The following is a 24873-nucleotide window of genomic DNA, read 5'->3' on the forward strand; positions in this document are numbered from 1 at the left end:
CATGGGTAGGCTCCAGCGGGACTTGTCGGCCAGGAGGCAAGCGCACCCGCTTGCGACCAGACGGAGGTGTCATGACTTCGCCGGCCTCGGCCGGCGCGGCTCGTGCCGGGGCGGGCGGGTCGGGGAGGGGATGGTCTGCGAAGCTGCTGCCCCGGCAGAACTGATGACGTTCATTCCGTCAGGCTGCAGGGCTGCGCGCAGCCCGTTCCTTACAGTCGAAACGGCCTGCATGAGGCCGGCCAGGGGCGGACCCGGCAGGTCGAAGAAATCGGTGTAATGGGATTTCGGAATGACCAGCGTGTGCCCAATGGTTGCCGGTCGGAGTGGAAAGAACGCCAGATTCCCGTCATCCTCGTAGACCGATTCTGCCGGGGCTTCCCCTGCTCCGATGCTGCAGAATTCACATTCCGGCAAAGCTACCTCGCAACATATGAGGACTCGACGTGTTCGCCGAGGTCGTTGCAACCGTCTTCGTGGATTGAATTGTAGGCGGGGCATGGGTTCCGTACGGCGAGGTCCGGGGAGGTCGGCCGACGTAGGTTGAGGTCGGTGTTCCGGCGGGGGCCCAAGCGGTACGTCCGCCTCGACTGCCGTCACGACCGCGGTCGAGTGGTCACGCGATCCTGACCCGTCTGACCAGGTCTCAAGACCGGTGCTGCCCGGCGCCCTTGCGCCGAGAGCTGGCCCGGATTTCCGTTCCCAATCGTTATGCGGGACTAATGGGGCAAGCGATGCACCATGTGACACAAGTGGTCAGAGGTGCATTGACGGGGCGCTCACAGTCGCAGGAAGCTGGGGGATCCACTCCCCCCACGGCAGACCATTTCATTCAACCGTTGGATTGCCCATGCGCACAGTTGCTTCCGCAGGCACGCTCACGGCCGCCGTCACCGCGGCCCTGCTGCTTGCCCCTACGGCGTACGCCACCGCACCCGGCGACAACGGCACCGTGAAGATCCACGATGCCGCGACCGGTGAGGAGCTTCGTAAGAACGAGCCTCACGTGTGCACCTTCTATCTCGACGCCTTCGGTTTTGATGCCAGTCAGAACGTGGACTGGCGCATCGAAGCCTGGGCCCCGACCGCCCACGTCAAGGGCGAGGTCGTGAAAACCGGTTCCCTGACGCTCGACGACAAGGGACACCGCCGTTCGGAGGACCAGTCCCTGCCCGACGGCCACTACAAGCTGTTCTGGAACTTCGACGGCGAGCACGGCAAGGCCAAGCACAAGGTCTTCTGGGTCGACTGCAACGACGACTCGAAGCCGGGCGGCGGCAAGCCCGGCGGCGGCAAGCCCGGCGACGGTAAGCCGGGCGACGGCAAGCCGGGCGACGGCAAGCCCGGTGAGTCCACCCCGTCGGCGCCCCCCACCGAGCCGGGCTCCGTCACGCCGTCCACCCCGGCGCAGCCGAGCGAGGCGCCCACCTCGTCCGCCCCGGAGGGTGGCACCGCCGAGAAGCCCTCGCCTGCGGCTTCGTCCTCCGCCCCCTCGTCGTCACCGTCCGCACACAGTGAGGGCGACCTCGCCGAGACCGGTAACGGCGCGCCCGTCGCCCTGCTGTCCGCAGTGGCCGCCGCGCTCGTCGCGGCCGGCGGTTTCCTGGTGATCCGCCGCCGCAAGGCACAGCAGCACTGATCCGCATCGGAGCCCCCGGGCTCCGTGGTCGGTGAGCTCGTTGATTGACCTCTGCCCGTGGTCAGCCCCCCAGGCTGGCCACGGGCTTTGAGGTTCTCGGGGCGGTCGGGCGCCGCGGAACTGATCAGCGGCTACGTGCGGGCTGGGTGCGCCGTTTGAGGGTGCGTCGGTAGTCCTGGAACCGGGCCTTGGCGATCACCGAACGGTCGCTGTTACGGAGCACGATGCCCTCAGGGCTGCCGCCCGCGCCCTCGTCCAGGGCCACGCGGGTCGTCGGCAGATGACCGGCCAGGAACGCCTGCATCTCGGCGATGCCGGTCGGCAGCTCACCCGCGTCCACCGTGGCCAGCCGCGGCACCAGCTCGATGCCCTCCGCCGTAGCGGATCGCTTCAGTTCGCTCTCGTCGACGAACCGCTGCCCGCCGTCCTCGCGCCAGCTGGAGATCTGGGCCCGTGGCCGCTCCAGGACATCGAGCGGAATGTCGGCCGCGTCGAACAGGCGGTAGCTAACGGTGCGGCTACCGGTGTACTCGCGGCTGGCCGCGGTGACCTTGCCGCCGTACACCTCCAGGTACAGGACCCGGATGCCGCTGGTGGGCGGGGTGACGCGGTCGGCGAGGGGGCGCAGCGCGTCGGCGATACCGAGTGCGGGATTCCCGATCAGGTCGCCGCGGGCGTAGAGGAGCTCCTCGCGGCTGCCGAGGACGTAATCACCGCCCGGGAAGCTGACGATCCGGCCGTTGGTGCCGTCGACCTTCTCGGTGAGGTACACGTCCCCGTCGAAGACAGCCGCGTCCTCGATGAGGCCACCGTTCTTCGGGTCGAGCGCGTGGTAGGTGGGGATCGACGGGTACTTGGTCGCGCTGTTGAGGGCGGCGAGGTCGATGGCGCGGAGCATGCTGTGCTGTCCTTCCTGAAGCGGTGAGGTCTCGTGGATGCCGGGGCCGAACAGAGCTGTGGCCACGAACTCGTCGTACGACGGCAGGAGTTGGTACGAGGCATCCCGCAGCGGGCGTAGGACGACGCCGGTGGATGCGGCCCGTTCGGCGAGCATGTACGGCGGCGCGGTGTTCGGGCAATGCGTTTTGTTCCCGACGTGTTCTCGACGCCCACCCGGGCCAGGGCTGTGCCGCTCAAGCCGGTACTCAAGCCGGTCCCGATGCGAAGTCCCGTTCGCGTGGCGGGACATGAAGAACGTGCGGTACGGTGACGAAAACATCACGCTCTGTGCGTCACCGCGCACACAGAGCGGCCCCCGGCGGTGCCGCAAACACCAACCGAGGGCCTACATCACCAGTGGAACCAGAGGCCACCGGAAATGCTGCGTCATGCTATCGCGCCGTCTGCGCGCTTCACGAAGGCATCTCACGATGTCGTACGCCACTCGCGTCTGAGCAGTGACGCGAAGATCCTGCTCCTGTACGTCCAGGGCCTGCCCGACGATGCCACGTACAAGCCGTTGAGCGAACTCGCCGGCAAGCTGGGCATCAAGGGCCGCGCGTACCAGAAGGCGAAGGGGCAGCTCGTCGAGCACGGGTACGTGCACGAGTGGCGGAGCCAGGGCGAGAGCGGCCGCTGGCTGACCGAGCAACTCGTCGCGAACAACCCCCTGACGAGTGAGCAGGCACGACACCTGCGAGGCACCCCCTCCGCGCCCGCACTCGCACCCGCGCCTACGATCCGGCCGCCGAGTACGCACTTCCCGACGGTCGGCGAACCGGCTCCTCGGACGGTCGGTGGCTATAAACCCGCAGAAGACCACAGTGATAAGACCACTCCCCACCCACCCCCCGAACCCGAGCCGACGCCCGAGCCCACCCCGGAACCGGCACCCGAACCGACCCCGTCGGATTCGACACCCCTCCCTGCCCAACTTGCCGCAGCGGAACGGGTCCTGCTCTCCCTGCGCCACTCCCGCCGCGAACTCCACCTGGGCGTACGCGAAGCCCGCGCCCTCGCCCTGGAGGCCGTCAAATGGCTGGAGCGCGGCGTGAGCGAATCCGACCTGCGCCACGCCCTGCTCGCCGAACGCCCCGACAACGGCGTCCACTCAGCCGTCGGCTTTCTGCGCTACCGCCTCATTCAGAAACTCCCCGAACCCCCGGTCCAGGACCAGCCCTACGAACGCCCACCCCTGCCCGAGCTGACCGAATGCACCGGCCCCGGCGACCCACACGTCTTCCGCCCCTTGTACGGCGAATCCGAATGCCCCTCCTGCCGCCGCGCCGCCGCCCACCCCGAAACCGAACCCCTCTCCTGGCGCGAACGCATCGCCCGGATCAACGGCGCCCCAACACCCCTGCCGGCCGAGACCTGACCCGCGTCACGGGCGAGGGAAGCAGGCGCGCATGGCGTCGATGCAAGTGTCCCGTGACGTGGGCCCGCCGAACCGAAGACGGTCATACGCGGTGAACGCCGGTTCCAACGCGTCGAGTTCGTCGATCACAGCGTGCAGCCGCTCGGACCACTGCACCGAGCCGGCATTCGGCTCGTTCGCTGCGGCACTGATCGCGGTCGTCAGGTGATCCTTGCGCTGAATGGCGGCCGGGGTCACCGAGTGCAGGCACACGTACTGTCCGCTGAGATAGGAATCCCACTCCGCCTTCCCGGTGATCGGGTCGGCCCAGTGAGCGGTGAACCACGCTTCGAGCAGGTCCACGCCGCCGGCTTCGTCGGCGAGAGCGAACAGGTCGGCCGGCACCATCTCGGCACCATCGGAACGCAGATATCCCGGAAGCGGCAGACGCCGCCCCAGCATCAACCGGCGGACCGCATCGGCATCACGGCCATGGACTGCGCACAGTTCCTCCAGGACAACGAACTGCGCACTGACATACGCGTCATCGGCATCGGTCATCGGATGGTCGCCGTTGACCTCGCGGAACTGCTCGGCGAGCTGCTGCTTCAACTCTGTATCCAACATCGAGTGGCCCTCCGGCGTCACCAGCGCGGGCATCTCCCGCACAGGAATCCGCACGCTACGGGCCGGACGGTTCGGCACCCACCGAACCATCGATGGAACCACGACGCCGCGAGGACGCCCTCGCCCTCGACTTCGCCCACCGATCCACAACTCTTGACAGTTACCGCGCGGCCCACACTTCACCCATGCCGCCCGGACCGAGCCGCTCGCCCAGCTCGTACCGACCCGAGATCAGCTTCCCGCGCTCCATCGCTACCCCCGTGGACTCCGGAATGCCAATCGTCAGGGTACGACCGGCGCCATCAGCTACGGGCGCAGAGAGGTGACGAACCGCGCCCACGCGGTGTGAGGTACGGCCATGTGGGGCCCGCGAGGCCGCTTGGAGTCCCGTACGCCGACTGCCGAGCGCAGGTCCGCGACCTCGACGCACTCGCCGCCCGTGCCATTGCTGTAACTGCTCTTCCGCCACTGCGGGAAAGCGGGAGGTCGGGTCATCAGGAGTACCCCTTCAGGATTTCGCGGATCAATGAGCTCGAACGCTCGGGACCGAGGGCCAGCGCCCTGAGATGGTCGAACGCCTTCGTGTACAGGCTGACATCCGCAGCACTTTCGAGGTAGACCGAGTCGGTCAGCCCTTCGCGGTAGACGACGTCCGGGTCCTCCTGCTCGGGGAAGCCCAGGATGGTGAATGGGCCTGTCACCGGGTAGGCGCCGGAATCGTACGGCAGGACCTGCACGGTCACGTTCCGCAGACTTGCGAGATCCACGACGCGTTCGAGTTGTCCGGCCATGACCGATCGACTGCCGACGATATGCCTGAACGTGCTTTCGTGGATCACGGTCCAGAAGTCCGGTGGAGTCTCGGCCATGAGCAGTTGCTGCCTGCGCATGCGCACTTCGACCAGTTGCTGGATCTCTTCGTGGGACCGGTCGGCGGACGCACGGCTCAGTTCCGCCGCGTACTCCGGTGTCTGGAGCAGCCCGGGGATGAACTCTCCCTGGTAGCTGCGTAGACCGGAGGCGGCCTGTTCGAGGCCCACGTACACCGAGAACCACGAGGGAATGGCGTTGCCGTGCGCGTGCCACCAGCCCTTGGTCTTGGACTCCTTCGCGAAGGATCGCAGCAGGTCCCGCAGCTCGGCGGAGGTGTCGTAGAAGCGGCAAAGCGCGTCCACATCCGAAGGCTGCACGCGCCCTTGGCCGGTCTCCAGCCGATTGACCTTGGAGCCGCTCCAGTCGAGCTCCTTGCCGACCTGGTTGCAGGTCAGGCCGCTCTCGTCGCGGAGCTTCTTGAGCTCGATCGCCAGTCGGCGACGACGTGCTGTGGGTGAACCGGCCACTTCAACTCCCCTTTGTGCAACGAAGGTTCCATCCCATCGGAATTGATGGTCTCGGCCAATCACCCGAAGGAGCGAATCTCACCGTGCACATTGCATGAAGGGATCTGAGCTTGGCATTCTCCGTGGTGGAACGACTGTGAGTCACCGCGCTTCACGAAGGGTGAGGCGCGGGTTCTCGCTCCGGCGAAAGGCGTGCGCTCGTGGTGAACGGGATCGACGGCTGTATGACGCGAAAGCCGTGGGAGTTGCCCTTCCTGGCGGAGCCCGAAGAGGTCGCCGGGCTGAGGCGAGTCGTGCGCCTGCATCTGCGCTTGTGGGGGCTGTCGGACGTGAGCGACGCCGCAGAGACCTGCGTCAGCGAGCTGGCGGCAAATGTGATTCGGCATGTCGGTGAGGGAACGCCATGCACGCTCACGGCTGAGATGCGGGACACGCATTTGCGGATCGGTCTCCGGGATCCGGACACTCGCGCCCTCCCGACGCTTCTCTCGGCCGGTCCGGACGCCGAGGCGGGGCGCGGGCTGGCGTTGGTGGATGCCGTGTCGGAGCGCTGGGGCGTGATTCTCGGCGCGGACTCCAAGCTTGTCTGGTGCGACCTGGTCACCCAACTCCGCTCGCCCGCTGGGCATATCGATGACCCGAGGGTCGCGAAGAGCGAGGCGTGTCTGACCCTCTACACGGGAGGTGTGGCGCAGGGCTCCGGGAGGGGGCGCACCCGTGCTGCGCTTCAGCAGGAGGCGGCGATCGACCTGATCGCCGACCTCCTCCACTGGCTGAGAGCCCACGGCTACGACCCGGACGAGGCGCTGGACCGGGCCCAGATGCACTTCGAGGCGGAGCTGAGCCAGGCCGGATGACGCCACGGTCAGAGCAGCAGCGCCTCACTGAAGAACCCGATGGACGGGTCTTCGGGAGTCCCGATCAGCAATGCCCGGTCGAGGAGACCGTTGTTGTGCTCACAGCTCGTTTCGGGCAGCAGCACGCAGGCATGGCAGGCGGCCAGGTTGATGCCGCCGACCCCGCTCGCCTCGGCCTCCACGCAGAGGGGATCGGCCGAGCACCACCGGGCCCTGTCGAGGGCAGCGTCCAGCGATTTCCTGAGACGGTCCGGCTCGCCCTGGGCGACCAGGCCACCGAGGCTTCCGGCGGAGTCACTCGTTGCTGTGCAGACGAGGATGCCTGCCATGGTCTCGTGCGCGTACAGCCGCTCACGCAAGGACGCGGCCGGGTAACCACCGTCCAGGCTCCACTCGTTGATCAGCACGTGCGCCAGGGTGTGCAGGAGCACCATTCGTGGTGTGGCAGGCGTGTCCGGCACGGAATCCGCATCCTGGGCGCGCTCACGCATCATGCGCAGGTGGTTGTTCCGTATCCGGTCGACCCTGGCCGCGACCGCCATGCTCTGCGACCAGGAATCCAGGCGGTGCTCGTCGAGCCTCAGGAAGACGCCCTCCCCCTGGACCTCCATGGCGGGCAACCAGTCCGTCTCTGCTAGCGACAGCGCGGCCTCGTGCACATCCGCGCGGGTCTCGGGTGTGTCGACCCGCGAGAAGGACTTGAGTGCACGAACTTCTCGCAGCCGCTTGACCAGCATCGGGCCCGTGACCCCGTACGGGTTCAGGACGGACGGGGACGATCGGGGCGGCTCGCAGACGAACTGATCCTCGTGGTCGGTCTCGCTCTCGGGACGGCCCGCGATCAGCCGTTCGTACTCCTGCTTCCGGAGCGCGACGTAGGCGTGGTCCTTGCTCTGTTCCTCGTCGGGGCCCGCATCCTCGTGGTTTTCCGCTTCGAGAAGGGCGAGGACCTTCTCGGTCGAGAACTCGTACTTCTCGTTCATCGTGACGGCCTTGAGGTAGATCTCGATCCCGGCCCTGTTCCCGGCCGCGTACATCTCTCGGAGCTGATCCATGTGGACCTCGAGCCGGGTGAAGTGTCCGTCGCTATATGGCGGGATCGACAGCGCCGTCCTCACGATTGGCTGCCAGGCGACGGAGGAGCCGCGCTGGAGCGTACGTGGCCGCTCCGAGCAGTGATCGGCCGGGGCGTCCTTCAGCCAAGGGCGCCGACCGCTGCAGAACACCTTCAGGTCCGACAGCGCGGTGCCGCGAAAGGCGCCCTCCATGGACACCTCAGGGATTCCGCAGGTGCAGGAGATCAGGATCGAGCGGAGAGAAGCTGTCTTTCCGCTCGTGCGCAGCCGCATCTCGCCGCCGCAGAGTCCGGAGCTGCTCTCCTGGCGATTCTTGCGGTGCGCCCACTTCCAGTACGGGAAGTCGTCGATGTGACCCTTGGCGCAGGCCATGACGAAACGCGACGGAACGAGTTCCTCCTCGCAGTCTCCGCACTCGTTCTTTCCCGGCGGGGAGTTGAACTTCCGCACGTGCTGGAGGGTGCGGCAACTCGGACAGGAATGCCACAGAGGGAAGCGGCGGACGTGAACGCCGTCCTTGCTCGTGTCGTCGGAAGCGGGCGGCAGACGGAACGACTTCACGCCGAGTACACGCGCCAGTCGTCGCTCGTGGATGGTCGGTGCTTCGCTGATGTTCCACGAGTCGATGCCGGTCACGATGAACGACTCGTTGTCGACGGCGACCAGCGAACCGACGCCATAGGTCGTGATCATCTGCGCCCGACGGACCGAGCCGCGACGGGGATAGCTGCGCTCCGGAGCGCCGGTCCGGCGGCGTCGGGAGGGGGGAGGGGTCATCGGGTTGCCTCCATGAACAGGGCGGACTCGGCATCGACATCGCGCAGACTCCACAGGGTCGGCCACGCGTCTTCGTTTTCGTCGTCGAACCCGCACAGGAGTGACGGTGTCCTGCGACCTCGCTTGGGCTCATACAGGAGTCCGCCGTGTTTCTCGGCCTCCGAGGCCCACCGCTCGACGAACTCGTCGAAGGCGGCGGCCGTCGCCGCGTACTCGTCCTCATCGACTGTCCGGACCCGGGTGAGCAGTGTCGTCCTGACGATCTGCTTCAGCTCGTCCCGAAACTCGTCGATCCGCCCGGCGCCGTCATTGGGTCGCGCCTCAGGGATCAGGATTCGGGCCAGCGCGACCACCACGGCGTGCAGACCCCTCTCGCGGGAGCGGGAGGAGAACGGCGTCACGCTGGTCGATTCGACCTCGCGATACAACGCGGAGTGGAAGTGCTGAAAGCTCTCGTAGTGCGAACGGTCCCGCGAACGATTCGAGTTGAGCATCACGGCCACCAGGCCCGGATGGCGCCGACCCACTCGGCTGGTCGCCTGGATGTACTCGGCCGTGGTCTGCGGCTGCCCCATGACGGCCATCAGTCCGAGCCGGTCCACATCGACACCGACCGAGATCATGTTGGTGGCCAGGAGGACATCCACGACATCGGGGTGGGGCAGTCGCTTCTCGACCTGCTTGAGACGCTTGGGCACCTCACTCGAGTTGGCTCGACTCGTCAACTCCGTCTGCTCCAGTACCTTTCGCTGCTCACAGTCGTCCCGCTCGGCGAGATAGCCGAGGTATGCGTCGACGTCGTCGTTGACCTGCAGCTCGGCGGCGGCCAGCAGCCGGAGGCTGTTGAAATAGCCGACGAGCGTCCAGTAGGCGTCACGCACCTCATCACTCGCCCCGACCTGCGCCGCCCGATGGAGGAGGTTGGCGTAGGCGCGGATGAGCAGCGTGGACTGGCTTGTGCTCGGGGTGAGCAGGCCGACGTACTGGCGACTGGCCTTGCGCTCCTTGGGCGTTTCAACGGCAAACCAGGAGTCCCGGGAGTCGAGGCCCGCCGGCGGGAACTGGGCCACGTCGCGGGCAAAAAGCTTCTTGCCCTGCTCGGAGGCGCGCCGGATCGTCGCCGTCGAGGCGATGATCTTCGGTTCCTCGGCCAGCAGGTCCACAGCTGTCTCGTACAGGCCGGTGAGTGTGCCGAGGGGCCCCGAGATGAGGTGCAGCTCGTCCTGGACGATCAGTTCCGGCGGCGGGGTGCCGTCCGAGCGGTCACGATTGAACAGTGCGGCAGTCTGCTCACGCCACGGCATGGCGGCGAACTTGTCGACCGTGGCGATCACGAGCGTGGGACGGGCGTCGTAGACCGCTTCGTCGATCAAGTGGACCGGCAGCCCGTTGTGGAAGTCGCACCAGGTGTCGGGGCAGCGGACATGCATCCGCTTCGCCTCCTCGTCGACCTCGTACTGATGCGCGTCGATGCGGGTGCCGCACCACGGGCAGGCGTGCAGCTGGACGGGGTTCTTCTCCTGGAGCTCCTTCTCCTTCCGCAGCTCGACTAGGCTCTCCTCGGCCACCGACAGTTTGTTGGGTGTGGCGGACTGGCCGACCCACATGCCGATGGAGATGGGTTCCGCCCCCAGGGCACGTTCGTCGCCGAGACGGATCCGCTCCATGGCACAAATCAGGGCCGCGGCACGCTCGAACTGCTGCAGAGTGAGCAGCCGCAGCGTGTAGCGCATGAGGACCGTGACACCACCGCCGTGCTCCTTGAGTCGTATACGGCGTAGGAAGGTCGTGAAGGCGATCAGGCCGAGATAGGCCTCGGTCTTGCCACCACCGGTGGGGAACCAGAGAAGATCGGCGATGCCGCGATCGGCATGGTTGGTGTCCACGATCCCTTCGAGACACAGCAGCATGAAGGAGATCTGGAACGGGCGCCACCGTCCGACGGACTCGTCCGGGGATCCCTCCCGCCCGCCCTTCACCCACTCGCTGCGGGAACGCTGCTGTGCCATTGCGCGATTGGCGAGACGGAACGCCTGCATCGCGTCGGGGACGGTGCCGAGAACTCTGATACCGCGCCGCATCCGGGCGAGCGCTGCACGGCACTGTTCGATCTGCTCGCGCGCCGGCGCTTCGTGCGGCGTGCCGCGGAACGATTCCGCCTCCGTCTCCTTGTGATCGATCCACGCGGCGTACCCGGCCATCAGTTCGTTGAGCGCGGCCAGGATCTTGTTCTCGGGAAGCGTTGCCAGACCCTGCATCGTCAGGGCCGAGTCGTCGATGTCCGGGTTGGAATCGGTCAGCAACACATCGTGAACCGGGACGAACTCGGTCCGCACTGTGCCGATCGCGGCCCGCACGGTGTTCGGCACACCGATGGGCGGAGGCGTCCAGTCCCAGGCCGCCGAGCAACCGTGCCCCACCGCGAAGGTGGGCGCATGCCGGTGAAGCAGTCTGCTGGCCGCCACCTCCGGGTCGATCACGCGTCGTTCGGATGGTCGGTCGACGAAGCCAGGGGCACCGGACTCCGTCGTCACGGTGAGGCGGGGCTGGTACAGGCAGAAGGCATCCTGCAACGCTCGCTTCCCGACCCGGTGGGAGTTGATCAGCGTCACCGTCACGGTTACGGTCCCGCTCAGTGGTGCCCGGGGACGAACCACGACATCGATATCGACACCGTTGTGGGGATCGTTGACTTGATACCGGTCGGGAACCGTCACTTCGATCGGCACCGGGCGCAGGGAGAGGACGCGCCGGCGCCAGCGCTCCTTCTGTTCGGAGACGCTGCGCGCCTCGGCGCGCTCGGCAGCCACGGGACGTCCGTCCGCATCGACCGGGTCGTAGACCGCGGCTTCCGCCTCCACCACGATCCGCGGGGCAACTGCCGGGTCGACAGCGAAGGTCAGTCCCATGGATGAAGGACGTCGGTCGCCCACGTGAGGGACCCCGAATTCCGGGACGGCATCTTCGACGTCCCTGCGGCCTCTTATGAGCGGCGCGTCGTCCACCCCATCGCTCTCGGCCGCGTCGTCGCCGAGTGCTTTCTCGGCGGCCTCGTCCGAAGCGCGCGGGAACAGCACGCCTATCGGGTAGGTGGTGATCGGAGGGTCCTGGGTCAGGACCTCGTCCGGGGAGCCGGGGCCGAGCAGATCCCTGCGAAGCTGGTCGACGAGCTCCTCGCGCAGCGCGTAGTGGGCGGCGTGAACACTCGTGTCGTCCGTCATCCGTCGATGCCTTCCTGCGTGGTTTTCCTGGCTCGCCTGTATCGTCCGAGTCCTGACATACGGGGCACCGTCCAGATGCCGTGCTCGCCCAGTCCGGCGCGGGCGCCGGACGCCGCACTCCCCGCGACGCTCTCCAGGCAGTCCACCCGCAAGCCCGTGATCTCCACCGGCCAGTTGATATCCCACGTTTTGTTGATCTTCAGTGATGTATGGAGATCCCTGCGGAACTGCTCCGAGACGACAGCGATCGGTCGATCGCCGTGGAAGACGGTGTACGGGGGGCTCTGGTCGGCGGCCACGGTCATCCCGTGCTGGGGCCGGAGAACCAGTGCGTCGCCGGGCGACACCGCCGACGTCATATAGTCCTGCACGATTGCGGCGTCGTCGGTGAAGCCGTCAGTGCCGGGCGGGTGATCCCGGCACACGTCGCGCCCCGAGGCAGCGATGCCGTCGCGGATGTACGACTTCCAGCCACCGAGGTACCAGCGATCGGTCCCCTTGTCCCGGCGTATGAGCGCAGTGTCCGGTGCCGCGACACGGAACAGGTCGTCCCGGGGGCGGGTCATCGCGACGTAGAGCGAACGGGCCTCGGCTGCCGGGTCGACATGGGTGTGCTGCTTGCGCAGCTCCGTCATCGTGGGGGGGTCGACCACGATCACCCGATCGAATTCGAGTCCCTTGGCGCGGTGCACGGTCGACACCACCAGGCCGGCGGGTTCGACGGCCGCCAAATCGTCGGGGAACCGCCCCTCCGCGACGAGTCGCCGCACGGCGGACACGTCCATGAGTCCGCTGGGGGCGCGGGCGGCACCCCTCAGGGAACGCCAGATTCTCGTACGGTCACCGACGGGGGCCACCGGACTCGCGGAGAGCAGCGCCTGGAAGCGCTCCTCGTTCAACGTGGTGCTGCCCGTGTCGCGCAGGACGGAGGCGACCCAGGCGGGAACGGGTCGGTCCTGCAGTGCCCGCTGCACCCGGTGCCGCACCCCGAGTGAGAAAAGCGTGTCGGACAGCATCAGGGCCTGACGGTTGTCCCTGCAGAGGATGGCGCACGTGCCCGGGTAGGCCTGGAGCGAACCGATGGTGAAGGGCGCCTCCAGAGGACCGAAATCGGGGCACGAGCGCAGGAGGTCTACCAGCTTGCGATGGAAGCCCTCACCGGCCGCGTCCGACTCCGCGGATTCGGATGGCAGTCGCTGGAGCGCGCCGCCGAAAGAGAGCGCGATACGCGCCTCGTCGGTACGGGCCCTGAAGTTGGTGGAGAGATGCATCTCGACCAGATCGTCCACGAAGGACGCGCGCAACCAGTCGAAGAAGTAGTTCGTCTCCGCGGCACGAGCGTCCTCGTCCGACACCTGGAACCCGAAGATTGCCTGGGCTCCGTCGCCCACCACGGTGAAACCGCAGTTGTCCTGGAACCGGTCGATCAGCGTCTCCACCATGTCCCGGCGGTCGCCCACCAGGTCTTGGACCTCGTCGATCACCACGTGAGCCGGGGCACCCTGCTCGCCGGCCTCTACGGCCCCGCGAAGGATGGCTTCCGTCGTCTCCCTGATCCGCTCGTCGAAGCGGAGACTGCCCCAGTCACGGTCGGGCTGCTCGCTGCGCAGCACGGAGTAGGCCCAGGAGTCGAAGGTCTGCACCCTGACCCGGCGCGCCTCACGGGCGTGCTGTGCGATCCGCTCGCGCAGCTCGCGCACCGCCGCCCGGGAGAAGCTGAGAACCAGGATCTCGCCCGCCTCCAGAGCTTCCTCCTCGTCGCTCATGAGGGCGTCGAGCCGACGGACCAGTGTGTGCGTCTTGCCCGACCCCGCTCCTGCGGTGACCAACAGTCGGGCGTCCCAGGGCTGGTCGACCACAGCCTGCTGCTCGTTCGTGAGGGGCGGGCTGCCGAGGTAGGCGTAGCTCACTTCGCCCTCCACAGGTGCTCGAACTGAGTGAAGGCGAGCGCCTTGTCGTAGTTGGTGATGTTGTCCCGGACATTGAGGATCAGACAGGTCTCCTTGCCACCGTTGCGGGGACCGCGCAATCCACGACCGATCATTTGCTGATAGACGTTCGGGCTGTAGGTCGGGCGTGTGATGACGACCGCCCGGGTGGCCGGAGCGTCGAAACCCTGGGTCAGGACACCGTAGTTCGTGAGCACCCGTACCCGACCCCTGCGGAAGTCGTCGATGCTCTTCCTGCGGTCGACGGTGGACGTGGCCGAGTCCACCGAAGCCGCTGTGATGTCCAGGTCCTTGAGCTTGGCGGCGAGGAACTTGGCATGGGCGACGGAGGTGGCGAAGACCAGCACCGGCCAGTCGGCCGGCATGTCGCCGATCTCCTCCAGGATGCGCTTGTTCCGGTCCTGGTCGTCGGCCAGACGCTGCTCGGCGGCCTTCGACAACAGACTCATCTGATCGGCTCGTTCCTTCTCCGCACTGGTCAACTCGATGGTTCCGCCCAACAGCTCCCTATGGGTGACCCGAGCCAGCATGCCGAGTTCCTGAAGCTCGGCGTACGCGTCGCCCGAGGAGAAGACACCGTCGTCGAGCCGTCGGGCCCCGAAACGCTGGACCAGACGCTTGGTCTCCTCATCATTGGTGTTGCGGAACGGGGTGGCGGTGAGCCCGAGCAGGTGGCGTCGTGTCTCGCGGGCTGTCAGACCCAGATGAGCGAGGATCTCCGTGTACTGGGGCGCGATGGCGACATGCGCTTCGTCGACGATGACGAGGCAGGCATCCCGCAGCCAGGCGTACCCCTCGGTGCCCAGACAGTTGCGCAGCTTCGCGTCGGTCGCGACCACGAGGTGGGGGCGGCCACCGACCGGACCCGCCTCGTTGGTCGTCCAGAGCCTGCTGATGGTCAGAGGTGTCTCGGCACCTACCTTCGACCAGACGAAACTCCAGCTCTGAACGGCTTGTTCACACAGCTCCTCGGTCTGAGCGATCCAGAGGATGGGACCGCCCAGCTCACCCACCTGCTTGATCCAGCGAATGACGGCTTCCGCGGCGACCCGGGTCTTTCCCGCGCCGGTGGGCAGGGAGAGCATCCCGCGCTGCGGCGAGAATCGGTCGAGCATGGCGAAGACCTGTGCCGCGAGCTGCTCCTGGTAGTCGTGCAGCCGGGGAAACTCCGTCGGGCCGGACACCTCGACCCTCGGGGGCAGGGAGGGGGCCCGGGCGCCCGCGAAGGAGTCGGGGAAGCCGAACTCGGAGACGAACTTCACAGCAGGCGACGACCCGGTGAAGCTCGACGGCGCGTGGCTGGGGAACGCCGCCAACAGATCCTTGACGTGCATCTGCAGGACGCCGTCACCGTGTGCGTTGTACGCCAGGCGGGCGATGCGGCGGGTGGACGGTTCGACGCCGCCCAGTTCGGCGCGCTCGCTCTCCAGCAGCCCGGGCGGCAGCCCGGCGCGGAGCGCCGCCTCACCGATGAGCAGCTCCAATTTCTCCTCGACGCTCTCAGCCTCCCGGACACGGCGGAGAGAGGCCTGGAGTTCCTGGTCTGCCTCCTGCCGTTCCTGAGCCTCGAGAACCGCTCTGCACCCCGTCTCCTTCAACCCCCAGCGCAGCTCGCGATCCACGGCCACCAGGGCGGCCAGCCGGTCCTCGGGTTCGAGGACGAGCACAGTGGTCCCCTGGAGAGCGCTGGCGAGGGGGGCAGCCCGGGTGCCCTGCGGTGTACGAGTCAGCTCCTCCAGCTCCGAGCATCGCAGCAGCCTGTAGTTGTTGACCGCGTTGCCCATCCGCTGACGGAGTGTGGGGAACTCGTCGTGCAGCAGAGTGGGCTCGCCGATTCCCACATGACGGGTCTCCCTGGTGATCACGTCGGCGTAGCGCAGCATGCCCCAGGTCTTGACCAGCAGAGCCGCGTCCTCCGGACTGCCGGCGAGCAGAGCGGGAATCTGCTCCGCACGAAGAGCGCGATACTCCGCTTCGGTGGCCGCGACAGCGATCTCGTTGTCCTCGCGGGCGGACCATTCCGACCCGACCCGGCAGCGGGTGAGCTCCCCTTCGGGGAACTCGACCTCGAGGCGGGTCAGCATCACATAGGTACGACCGACGAAGGTGTCGTCGTCGCTGGTGCCGAGTTGTTCCAGCAGCCGATCCCATTGCTTCGGCGGGACATCGTCCACCACGGTGGGCAAATGCAGCTTCCGCGCCTTCTCGGCGCTGATGTCGGCCACCGGGAGGACATCGGCATAGGCGTGCAACTGAGGACCCACCGCGTTGGCGACCGGGACGACGCCCTGTGAGGTGGGGACCCTGCCATGGCGGGCAAGCATCCAGCGCAATGGGGAGTAGACGGTCTTGCGTGTCGATACCTGGGCGCCGAACTGCATCGTCCAGGTATCGATGACGCTCCCGTCGGGCAGTGCCTTGACGAAGGCGGCCCGGCCCTCGTCCGACAGCCGCTTCAGGAGATGCAGAGGACCGCCGACGGGTGAGCCTTCCAGTTTGAGCCTGCTGAAGGACGGGCGTCCTGCGCTGCTGCTCAACGTTCGGCAGTAGCTGTCGTACATGGCCGTGGCGTACTCGACGAACCACGTCTCGTCCACGGGGCGATGTCCAGCGGTCGGCAACGCGCGCAGGCCGAACTCGTGGAAGACCATCCTGTCGTCGGAATGGAAGTCCAGGTCCACCGCCACCGCGCGGTCCCGGGTTCCGTCACCGGGCACCACGGGCCCCGGGAGGAGACAGTCCCGCATCAGGTGGAAGCGCTCGTCGACCGTCCGTACGTACAACGTTGCCATCGGATCGGGGACGCGGGCGATCACCTCTCCGCTGACCTGGCTGCCGCCCGCACTGTGGAACAGCTCCCAGAAACGGGCCCAGTCCTGGGGACCGTAGCCGATGAAGCCCTGTTCGAGGACACCGATGAAACGGCCTCGGGAGTCGGCTTCCTGAATGCCGATCGCCTGGAGATCGCTGATGAGCGACTGGTCCTCGGAGAGCCTTTCGTCGACGTACGTCGTGCCGTCGCGCAGACCGTCCTGAACGGCCCTGCGGAAGACCTTGCCCACCACGGCGGGCACCCACCCGCTCTCCTCGGTCAACACGATGCGCGCCGCGCGGGCCCCCTCCACGAAGGGGGATGCTTCACGGACCATCGCGGCCAGAATGCGGATCGCGACGGCGGAGGCCTCGGCCGTGCCGTCGGTAACCAGTGCCTCCAGCCACTCCCGCACGGTCGCACGGCCCTGCTTCGTCTCGTCGAGGATGTGTCCCACCTTGCCGGGGCGGAACTCCGCAGCCTCCACGGAGGGATGGATCCAGTTCGAGGGACGCCCAGGATAGGCGTTCCACATACGGAGCCAGTCGAGCTTGAGTGGAACCTTCTTCAACGGCGCGGGGTGGATGCGGAGATCCCGAGGAATCCGCAGCACGCCGTCCTGGTCGGGCAGGGACGGTAGCTGGGCGGTCAACTTCCAGATCTGCTCGGTCAGATACTTGTCGGCCCAGTTCAGGGTCTCCGACTCCTTGGTCCGACCGGGCAGGAGCGGCAGATATGCGCCCGGATCCTCGGCGGGGGCCAGGTGCGGCAGCGAGTGCACCACCAGCCGTGCCGCGACCTGGATGATCTCCTGATTGAACGGGCTGGAGTCCAGAAGATTCTGTCTGTCCTCGTTCGTCTTCCAGGCGCCGTTGAGAATGCCTCCCAGGGTCATCGGGTACTTGGTCGGGAAGAATGACCAGAACTCGCCACGCCCTTTGGGGGTGGTGAGCACGGTGTCACCGGTGTATTCGGGAACGGCCCACGAAATGTCGATCGTCCCCCGGTCGTGCATCTCGCCGGCGCTGGCCCGCGCCTCAGCGGTCGGACGGTGAGCGTGGGTGAAGACCTTCCAGGTCGCCTGCGATTGCGCCTTGCCCGTCCGTGCCTCGTGGATGGTGTGCGCGAAGCCCTTGTGCCCGACCGTGATCTCACGACGGACCTGCGGCATGGGGCGACGGTCCTCCAGGACCACCGTCCCCACATGGTGGGAGAAGAGTTGGAAACGTGCGGGGAACTCCCTTTGGACGTCGTGCCTGTTGGCGGACGCGTGGATGTCGTGGCCGAGTCGCTCGGCTGCTCCCGGTAGCAGGGGAAGCCGGACCACGGTGGTGGCCCAGTCGAGCAGGCCGTCGAGTACGGAGTCCGTCGTACGTTCTTCGGCGATGTCCAGGGGGCGGGCCATGCGCAGTACCGGCGCCTCGAACTTCTCGTCGACCGCGCCGCCCCGTGCCTTCCGGATCTCTTCGTGCGACCACACACGATCGAATCCGAACGACCCCGAGGCACTGAAGAATTGAGGAGCGTCCGTGACGGCCAGAACCGATTTCACGCCGACCCCGAATCGGCCGATCTGGCCCCCGCGCTTCCTCGAGACGCTCATCCGGAGAATGGTTTCCGCACCCTCCGGGGTGACCGGTGTCCCCTCGTTCGCGCAGTAGAGGTGCGTGTTCGTGAGAACGACATGCACCTTTCCGCCGGGGGAGGCGGCGATCTCGTCGGCGGCGTTCTGCACAAGTTCGAACAACTGGCGGTCCCCGTAGCCGCCCTGCGTGATCCTCCGCTCACCGTTGGCGTGCTCCAGGATCAGGCCCGGGTCGACGCGATACGTCTCCAGCACGCGCGCCGATTGCTCGTTGATCGTCCGGATGACGGACGAGTCGCTCGAACTGCCCGTCATATCAGGGTGGTTCAAAATGATCCCATTTCGTGGCCGTGAGCTGAACGTGCGAGGAGTCGGGGCCGGCCGCTGCGGGGGATGCGGCCGGCCGACAACTCAACGACAGGAACTCGGAGTCCGACGCCGGGTCGGGTCAGTCGAGCCGGAAAATGATGACGACGACATCGGGACGCTCGCGGTTCCGGCGCCTGCTCCGGGCGGTGCCACCCGAGTTGTTGGGCGGGCGGGTGACGGCGACCCGGGAGCGACGCGGCAGGCGGGGTTCACGCCGCTTCGGCTCCTTGTCACTGCTGGGGGCGCCGGGCCCCGGCGTTGCTCCGTGCGACTCGTGAGCGGCCTTCGCCGCCTTGCGTGCGGCGTCGCGCCGGAGCCGGAGGGCATTGATGTACGAACGTGTCGTCCCCATGACGTCGAGGAAATCGGACCGCAGGTCCGGGTCATCGAGGGAGTCGTACTGTTCGACGAGTCCGAACGGGTCGTCGTCGGGCTCGGGCTGGTTCTCGACCACAGGTTGGTCCCCTTGCTCTCGCGAATGCGTACCGGGCGTTACGAGATATGGCGCACGTGCAGAAGGGCGGAATGCACACGAGAGGAGAGGTGAATTCGCCAGGAGGAAGGTTTCTTCGAAAGAATGGGAATGCGGAACCGGGAAGAACGTGGCAGAAGCCAAGCGTATTTTTCCGGGCCGAGCAAGGGGTTTCGCGGTTTCGCCGAAAAAGGCGGTTCGGGCGTGATTTTGACATGTGGCCATGCAAGGGAGGCGCCTATATGTGGGTGCCGAGTGGATCTGATGAGGCGTCTCCCGTAATGACGCTACACGGCTGGAAAGGGTCGCCGCAAGACCTCGAAGGGCAGTGGAGAACCATTTATGAGGTCGAGTGGAGGTGTGCATTTCGGACCGATCGGGGCGAAGCGTCATCAAGCTTGCGGAAGGCTGGCATTCGGAATCGAGTGGGGTGTTCAACGCGTTTCGTCGATGGAGCCGAAGGAACCGATCGGGCCCCTGGGGGTGCTGTCAAATGTCATTGTCGGACGGACCGTCAGTGTCAAATTGCCGTGTATCGTGGATCACCTGGGCGGCTCGGCAGCTGAGGAGTGGGGACGTTGGACACCGGCATGGATTTCGGCCCTTGGCTCGCACGACAGTTGAAGCAGTCGGGCATGAGCCAAGCCGATCTGGCCCAGCGGATCGGACTGACGCGCGCTGCGGTGTCGGCCTGGATCACCGGGCGGGCCACCCCCCGCGAGGAGACGATCAACAAGATCGCCGAGGCGCTCGGCACGGACCTCGGGACGATCCATACCCGTACCACCGACACCCTGGCCGGCCTGCCGATCTCCTGGTACCACCGTCCCGGACACGACGACGGCGGGCGCGAGTTCGGCAACGCGGCTGCCTTTGCCTTCCAGGCGGATGTCGGGGTCCTCGCGCGCGAGGCGACCCAGAACAGCCTGGATGAACGTCTCGACCTCGCCCAGCCGGTCCGAGTGCGGTACACGCTGCACGAGTTGACCGGCGAGACGTTGGCCCGCTTCCGGGACGAGATCCGCTGGGACGACCTCCTTCCGCATTACAAGGCGGCGGCTGAGCAGGACCAGAAGGTCGGACGGATGGTCGCTGCCGGATTGCGCGACATGTACGAGCGCGATCGTCTGGTCCTCCTCCGCATCGACGACTACAACGCCTCCGGGCTGACCGGCGACGACTACGAGACAGGTCGGTTCGCCGCTGTCGTGCGCCGTCAGCTCGACAGCCAGAAGTCGATGAGCGGCGCCGGTGGCTCGTACGGTCTCGGCAAGGCCACGCTCTGGGCCACGAGCCGACTGGGCCTGGTGCTCATGAACTCCACCCTGTCGGAGCCGCACGAAGGACGTACCGAGCGACGAATCATCGGCCGACTCGACCTGCCCTGGCGTGAGGTGGGCGGAAAGGCCTGGGCCGGACCCGCGTGGTTCGGTCGGCCGGATCCCGACGCGGGTAATGTGGACGTGGCCCGTTCGTGGTGGGCCGACGAGGAGAGTGTCCAGCGTCTCCATCTGACCAGGGAGAGTGCCGAGCCCGGCACGTCGTTCCTGATCGTCGGTGCCCACGACGTGGCAAGCCTCGACGAGGGAACCGAGAGCGAAGGCGTCGAGGACGACGACAGCGTGCACCGGATGCACAATCGCCTCCTTGATGCCCTAGGCCGGAACTTCTGGGCGGCCATGACCGGCGGAGGTACGCAACGACCGTTGCTCGAAGCTTCTGTACGAACGCTCCGCAACGGCGAGGAAATCATTCCGGAGGCAAGAGTCGACCCCCGGGTCACTCAACCGTCGCGAACACGCGCGCTGCAGGCCTTCCTGGACGGCACGACTGTGGAGCGACTGACCGAATCCGGGCAGGTCGCCATGGCGACCGTGCCGCTCGACGTGCCGGGACCTGCGGGACGCGGAAGCGGCGGTGAGCACCGGGCGGTCGTGCTGGTCACAGAGGCCGAGGACGCCGATGGGAAGCCGAACAGGGTGACGACGATGCGGGGCAACCGCATGACCGTAAAGGTCGGTTGGGTACCTGGCCTGCCCGTCGGGACCAACCTCTTCCAAGCGGTGTTGCTCGCGGGCAATGCGGCGGGCGACGACGCCCCCTTCGCGGATGAGGCCGAGGCGTTCCTGCGAGCCTCCGAACCGCCCGAGCACGACAAGTGGGGGCAGACGGAGGAACTGCGGGTGCTGTACTCGCCGTCCGCATACCGACGGATCGGTGCTCTCACCACCCGGACGAACAAGGCCGTGCGAGACCTGGTCGCGCTGCCTACGAAGAAGCGAAGCGGCGGCTCCGAGCGGCTGCGCAAGCGCCTGGCCGTAGGAGGTCGGAAGGTGACACGGCCCACGGCGGCGGCCGGTCCGCCGACACTGGAAGACCTCGACGCCCAGATCGATGGCGACGGTGCATGGTGCGTCACGGCCGAGGTGAAGATCCCCGCCGGCGGGGATTCCTGGCGCCCCATTCCGGTGGCGAAGCTGGACGTGCGCTCCGGGCCCCGACCGGTTCTGGCGTGGTCCGAGCTCGTTGCCGTGCACAACTGCGAAGTGGTCGACGGTGCGATCCACTTCGCGGCCGGCGCCCGCAGCGCGACCTTCCGAGGAACCACCGACGTATCCACCCATCCGGTACGGGCAGTGTTCAGCGGTCTCGTCGTCGAACTCCGTGCCGACAAGGGGAGCCAGGCATGAGGGTCTATCCGTACAAGCGACTTCCGGGCGTCGTGTCGCTCCGGGTCACCGCCGTCGAACTACGGGGACCAGGCGAGATCCGGGAACCCCTCGACACCAGCGCGTTCTCGGTCGTCGAGCAGGTGGTCGCTCCGGGAGTGGCGGGGCGGGACGACTGGGAGACCGTCCGCCTGAAACTCTCCGCCACCGTGCCGGGCAGAGCGACCGAGCCCGACGGCCCCTGGGCCGACGTAGCGGTCGTCGCCGTGCTGAGCGAAGGCGCCACCAACACACGGATCGCCGTCCCTTTGACGCCCGATGCGGAAGACGGCCGCCAGTGGGCGGGCCATCTCGACCTGTGGCGTGCGGACCACCTGGACCGGGCCGCGCTGTCCCTCCACGTGGTTGCCACTGTCGACGGTGTGCCGGGACGGGAGATCGCCACCTCGGACACGGACTGGATCGTCGACCTGAAGGCCGATGCGCCCCTGCGCGGGCGAGAACTCGAAGTCGTGGAAGTCGGCTTCGGAGAAGGGCCGGAGTGGCTGCGTCGCTTCCGGGAGGTGCCCTGGATCGTCGACACGTCCGGTGATCTGCCCGTCGTCCACATGAACACCGACTTCGAAGGCGTCGCCGATCTCGTCGGAGGTAACAGCACAGCGGTCGACAACCTGGTGCGCGATCTACTGATCGCCCAGATGTGCACGGACGTGTGGACCGCCGTCTTCCACACCGCCATCGGCGATCTGGAGACCGAGGACGACGGAACGCCACTCTTCCCACGCGACTGGCGGGGCGAGGTGCTCCGCGAGATGCTGCCCGACGTCGTGCCCGACCTTCCCCTGGAAGAGTCTCTGCGCGAGGTTCACCGTCGGCGGACCGGAACGTCCGGTTGGACCGACCTCCAACCCCGCATTCACTACGCCGCGACGCGCAGGGCGGAAGTACCGAAGGCATTGACCGCCGCCGTTCGCGGCCTGGACCGCATCCACCGGGGGGCCGACGCATGACCGACAAGCCGAACCACCTGCCCGAGCGACTGGCGTTGCTCGCGGACCTCAACGCGGCGCAGTACCTCACCGAAGGGCTGCTCACTGGTAAGGAGGATGTCCCCGCCATAGCGCTCAACAACATCACCGAACCTTTGCCGTACACGGTGGAGAGCCGCGCCGAGTTGGAGCCGGTCCGAGATCTGATCGACGACGCCATGCACCAGTTCGGCGACGGGAAGCCGACCGCCGCCGACGCCTGGCTGGCCCCGAGGCTTCACGCGGCGCTGAGACTTAGTCGCCGCGAGGCCGCCGACCGCAGGTTCTGGAATTACCTGGCACTGGGTGTCGCTCCCGACTACGTCGTCTGGCGGCATCTGTCCAAGCCGCAGAAGAATGAGGGACCGTCGAAGGTCGCCGCCAACCGGTTCCGGGGGCCCTCGCACAAGCAGGTTTTTGCCCGTCTGTGGTGGGCCGCCGAACTGTTCCGGAACGGCTCCGACTACGCGCCGGTGGCGACCTTTTGTGCGAACCAGGACATGCTCAACACAGTTCTGCAACTCAACGTCATCGAGCACCGTCCGACGGCACAGGCAATGGTGCGCCTGATCGAGCGCGGCACAATCAGGACCGGCAGGGACGTGAACGCGCTGGCGCCAGCGATCAATGCCGCCGCGGCCACGCTCATGTACGACGTCGTCGCTCCGGACGCGGAACGGGACGGTCGGCCACTGCGAGCGTGGATCGAGGCCGCGGAGTGGGCGCCCGCTGTACCACGCAGAGCGCTGCCGGACGGCCCGAACGAGGAGAAGGCCCCGGAGACCTCCGTGGCCGCACTCGTCGACCACTTCGCGGAACTCTTCGCCGGCGCCCCCGTGCGCGGAAAGGTGGCCCCCGGCGATACGAAGACCGACGAGACGTGACGCCTGGGCGCATCCGAAGGCGTCAGGCGTCTTCGGCCCCGGCCATGGGCAGGACCTCCGGCTTCCAGTCCTTCAGCAGCGTGTACCACTTCTCCTGCGGCGGTTCGCGCAGGAGCGCCATGCTCAGGATGTGGAGAGAGAGGCGGGGCGGGATGGCGTTGCCGATCTGCTGGGCCACATCGGTCGATCGCCAGGGATAGGCGGCCGGGAAAGACTGGAGGAGCCCGGCTTCTTCGAACGACAGACGATCCAGCTCCTCGCCGACCTCCTTCGTGCCCGACTCGCCTTCCTTCAACAGGAAGAGACGATTGCGCCGTACCTTGCCGGTGATCGTCGGTGCGGGATCCGCGGAATCGCGGCGTCCCCGGTTCTTCGGATCACCGCCGGAGCCGTAGTTGGAGACCATGACGAAGTCCTTGGGGCGCGTCGCAGCGAGAGCGTCCCCCATGGACACCCACGGCTCGATTTCTCCGCCGCCCTGCGAGGTTGGGAACAGTGATCCGTCCTGCTGGTCGTCCTTGGCCGTCTGCCGTACGGCGCCCTTCCTGTAACGCTGGTGGGTCGCTTCCGGGAATCGCACCTTCCGGTGTTCGTTCCCCGGGTCGTACTGCGCGATCAGCACGGCACGCCGCCGCGCCTGCGGGACACCGAAGTCCTCGGAGTGCAGGACATGGGCATCGGCGGCATACCCGGTCCGTCTGAGGATCTCGACGTAGTGCTTCCACACCGGCAACACGGTGGGCACCTGCTCCAGGACCACCACTTCGTAAGGCCTGCCGCGCTTGAGCTTCGCCTCCATGATCCAGCGCAGCGGCTGGAGGACGAATCCCGTGCGGTCGTCGGACATGCGGTCCGTCTCGGCCTTGACCTCTTTCCACGCGGCATCGAACGAAGCGATGTCCTCGTGGTCGGCCAAGCGCGTGGCCAAGCGCAGCACATCGTCCAGGGCCTTGTGGCCCTTCCGGCTGCCCGCGACGGAGAAGGACTGACACGGCGGTCCTCCTGTGAGCACCGTCGCCTCGACGACGCAGGGGTCGCACGGGCCGAGTGCGGCGACATCCTTCACTTCGGTGGTCAGGAGACCCGCCGCCGCCCGTGTCCGGCGCGTGGCATCGTCCCACTCGACGCCGATGCTCTCCACACCCTCGTTCCGCATGATCGTGGCGGCGATATCCAGACCGCCGGGACCTGCGAAGAGATCGACGATCCCGAATTGCGCAGGCGGAAGCGAGGGGTGTGGTGGGCGGGTCATGGTGCCAAAGTGTAGCCGGCGTT

17 protein-coding genes are annotated in these 24873 nt (G+C 67.0%); 6 read left to right on the forward strand and 11 right to left on the reverse strand.

Annotated elements, in window-relative coordinates:
* Window positions 1-69 precede the first annotated feature (69 nt).
* Entirely contained in the window at window positions 70-498 is a 429-nt protein-coding gene (locus ACZ7L9_RS24930) for an HIT domain-containing protein (protein ID WP_471418259.1), read from the reverse strand.
* Between the two features lie 349 nt (window positions 499-847).
* Here ACZ7L9_RS24930 and ACZ7L9_RS24935 point away from each other — a divergent pair, with 349 nt between their 5' ends.
* Window positions 848-1636 carry an LPXTG cell wall anchor domain-containing protein gene (locus tag ACZ7L9_RS24935; RefSeq protein ID WP_471418261.1) on the forward strand — a complete coding sequence of 263 codons (789 nt, stop codon included), beginning with the start codon at window positions 848-850 and terminating at the stop codon, window positions 1634-1636.
* A 124-nt stretch (window positions 1637-1760) separates the two neighbouring features.
* On the opposite strand, the gene ACZ7L9_RS24940 is transcribed toward ACZ7L9_RS24935, so the two are convergent.
* Complete coding sequence (locus tag ACZ7L9_RS24940) at window positions 1761-2690, reverse strand: RNA ligase family protein (RefSeq protein WP_471418263.1); 930 nt, start codon at window positions 2688-2690, stop codon at window positions 1761-1763.
* Window positions 2691-2954: 264 nt separating this feature from the next.
* Here ACZ7L9_RS24940 and ACZ7L9_RS24945 point away from each other — a divergent pair, with 264 nt between their 5' ends.
* Window positions 2955-3953, forward strand: a complete 999-nt coding sequence (locus tag ACZ7L9_RS24945) for a hypothetical protein (RefSeq protein WP_471418266.1) — start codon at window positions 2955-2957, stop codon at window positions 3951-3953.
* A gap of 6 nt (window positions 3954-3959) precedes the next feature.
* Here ACZ7L9_RS24945 and ACZ7L9_RS24950 read toward each other — a convergent pair whose 3' ends face one another.
* The 3 genes from ACZ7L9_RS24950 to ACZ7L9_RS24960 form a co-directional block, all read right to left on the reverse strand.
* Window positions 3960-4559 carry a DUF6058 family natural product biosynthesis protein gene (locus tag ACZ7L9_RS24950; protein ID WP_471418339.1) on the reverse strand — a complete coding sequence of 200 codons (600 nt, stop codon included), beginning with the start codon at window positions 4557-4559 and terminating at the stop codon, window positions 3960-3962.
* A 306-nt stretch (window positions 4560-4865) separates the two neighbouring features.
* Window positions 4866-5054 carry a DUF397 domain-containing protein gene (locus ACZ7L9_RS24955; RefSeq protein WP_471418268.1) on the reverse strand — a complete coding sequence of 63 codons (189 nt, stop codon included), beginning with the start codon at window positions 5052-5054 and terminating at the stop codon, window positions 4866-4868.
* A complete protein-coding gene (locus tag ACZ7L9_RS24960) occupies window positions 5054-5899 on the reverse strand; it encodes a helix-turn-helix domain-containing protein (protein WP_471418270.1) in 846 nt (281 codons plus the stop codon). The genes ACZ7L9_RS24955 and ACZ7L9_RS24960 overlap by 1 nt, the downstream gene beginning before the upstream one ends.
* Before the next feature lie 200 nt (window positions 5900-6099).
* On the opposite strand from ACZ7L9_RS24960, the gene ACZ7L9_RS24965 reads away from it, so the two are divergent.
* The gene (locus ACZ7L9_RS24965) at window positions 6100-6756 is read left to right on the forward strand and encodes an ATP-binding protein (RefSeq protein ID WP_471418273.1); all 657 of its coding nucleotides are present in this window, start codon (window positions 6100-6102) and stop codon (window positions 6754-6756) included.
* Between the two features lie 8 nt (window positions 6757-6764).
* Here ACZ7L9_RS24965 and drmB read toward each other — a convergent pair whose 3' ends face one another.
* From drmB to ACZ7L9_RS24990, 5 genes are all read right to left on the reverse strand, one after another.
* Window positions 6765-8609, reverse strand: coding sequence for a DrmB family protein (gene drmB, locus ACZ7L9_RS24970; protein ID WP_471418275.1), 1845 nt, complete (start codon window positions 8607-8609; stop codon window positions 6765-6767).
* Window positions 8606-11830 carry a helicase-related protein gene (locus ACZ7L9_RS24975; RefSeq protein WP_471418277.1) on the reverse strand — a complete coding sequence of 1075 codons (3225 nt, stop codon included), beginning with the start codon at window positions 11828-11830 and terminating at the stop codon, window positions 8606-8608. Before ACZ7L9_RS24975 ends, drmB begins: the two co-directional genes overlap by 4 nt.
* Entirely contained in the window at window positions 11827-13740 is a 1914-nt protein-coding gene (locus ACZ7L9_RS24980; RefSeq protein WP_471418280.1) for a UvrD-helicase domain-containing protein, read from the reverse strand. The genes ACZ7L9_RS24975 and ACZ7L9_RS24980 overlap by 4 nt, the downstream gene beginning before the upstream one ends.
* On the reverse strand, window positions 13737-18491 hold the full coding sequence (locus ACZ7L9_RS24985; protein ID WP_471418282.1) for a DEAD/DEAH box helicase: 4755 nt from the start codon (window positions 18489-18491) through the stop codon (window positions 13737-13739). Before ACZ7L9_RS24985 ends, ACZ7L9_RS24980 begins: the two co-directional genes overlap by 4 nt.
* Window positions 18492-18624: 133 nt before the next feature.
* Window positions 18625-18999: a hypothetical protein gene (locus ACZ7L9_RS24990; protein ID WP_471418284.1), complete on the reverse strand. Its 375-nt coding sequence runs from the start codon at window positions 18997-18999 to the stop codon at window positions 18625-18627.
* A 608-nt stretch (window positions 19000-19607) separates the two neighbouring features.
* On the opposite strand from ACZ7L9_RS24990, the gene ACZ7L9_RS24995 reads away from it, so the two are divergent.
* The 3 genes from ACZ7L9_RS24995 to ACZ7L9_RS25005 are packed head-to-tail and all read left to right on the forward strand — an operon-like array spanning window position 19608 to window position 23598.
* Entirely contained in the window at window positions 19608-21707 is a 2100-nt protein-coding gene (locus ACZ7L9_RS24995; protein WP_471418341.1) for a helix-turn-helix domain-containing protein, read from the forward strand.
* Window positions 21704-22696 (forward strand): hypothetical protein, encoded by a 993-nt coding sequence (locus ACZ7L9_RS25000; protein ID WP_471418286.1) that lies wholly within the window; start codon window positions 21704-21706, stop codon window positions 22694-22696. The genes ACZ7L9_RS24995 and ACZ7L9_RS25000 overlap by 4 nt, the downstream gene beginning before the upstream one ends.
* The gene (locus tag ACZ7L9_RS25005; RefSeq protein WP_471418289.1) at window positions 22693-23598 is read left to right on the forward strand and encodes a DUF6339 family protein; all 906 of its coding nucleotides are present in this window, start codon (window positions 22693-22695) and stop codon (window positions 23596-23598) included. Before ACZ7L9_RS25000 ends, ACZ7L9_RS25005 begins: the two co-directional genes overlap by 4 nt.
* A gap of 22 nt (window positions 23599-23620) precedes the next feature.
* On the opposite strand, the gene ACZ7L9_RS25010 is transcribed toward ACZ7L9_RS25005, so the two are convergent.
* Complete coding sequence (locus ACZ7L9_RS25010; protein WP_471418291.1) at window positions 23621-24850, reverse strand: DNA cytosine methyltransferase; 1230 nt, start codon at window positions 24848-24850, stop codon at window positions 23621-23623.
* Window positions 24851-24873: the final 23 nt, after the last annotated feature.

The sequence above is a fragment of the Streptomyces sp. NPDC111516 genome, assembly GCF_055635345.1.

What these genes read in the sequence shown, in the direction of transcription:
- ACZ7L9_RS24930 (WP_471418259.1), bottom strand. Translation starts at nt 498, where the DNA reads ATGCCCCGCCTACAATTCAATCCACGAAGACGGTTGCAACGACCTCGG.
- ACZ7L9_RS24935 (WP_471418261.1), top strand. Translation starts at nt 848, where the DNA reads ATGCGCACAGTTGCTTCCGCAGGCACGCTCACGGCCGCCGTCACCGCG.
- ACZ7L9_RS24940 (WP_471418263.1), bottom strand. Translation starts at nt 2,690, where the DNA reads ATGCTCGCCGAACGGGCCGCATCCACCGGCGTCGTCCTACGCCCGCTG.
- ACZ7L9_RS24945 (WP_471418266.1), top strand. Translation starts at nt 2,955, where the DNA reads ATGCTGCGTCATGCTATCGCGCCGTCTGCGCGCTTCACGAAGGCATCT.
- ACZ7L9_RS24950 (WP_471418339.1), bottom strand. Translation starts at nt 4,559, where the DNA reads ATGTTGGATACAGAGTTGAAGCAGCAGCTCGCCGAGCAGTTCCGCGAG.
- ACZ7L9_RS24955 (WP_471418268.1), bottom strand. Translation starts at nt 5,054, where the DNA reads ATGACCCGACCTCCCGCTTTCCCGCAGTGGCGGAAGAGCAGTTACAGC.
- drmB (WP_471418275.1), bottom strand. Translation starts at nt 8,609, where the DNA reads ATGACCCCTCCCCCCTCCCGACGCCGCCGGACCGGCGCTCCGGAGCGC.
- ACZ7L9_RS24975 (WP_471418277.1), bottom strand. Translation starts at nt 11,830, where the DNA reads ATGACGGACGACACGAGTGTTCACGCCGCCCACTACGCGCTGCGCGAG.
- ACZ7L9_RS24985 (WP_471418282.1), bottom strand. Translation starts at nt 18,491, where the DNA reads ATGACGGGCAGTTCGAGCGACTCGTCCGTCATCCGGACGATCAACGAG.
- ACZ7L9_RS24995 (WP_471418341.1), top strand. Translation starts at nt 19,608, where the DNA reads ATGGATTTCGGCCCTTGGCTCGCACGACAGTTGAAGCAGTCGGGCATG.
- ACZ7L9_RS25000 (WP_471418286.1), top strand. Translation starts at nt 21,704, where the DNA reads ATGAGGGTCTATCCGTACAAGCGACTTCCGGGCGTCGTGTCGCTCCGG.
- ACZ7L9_RS25005 (WP_471418289.1), top strand. Translation starts at nt 22,693, where the DNA reads ATGACCGACAAGCCGAACCACCTGCCCGAGCGACTGGCGTTGCTCGCG.
- ACZ7L9_RS25010 (WP_471418291.1), bottom strand. Translation starts at nt 24,850, where the DNA reads ATGACCCGCCCACCACACCCCTCGCTTCCGCCTGCGCAATTCGGGATC.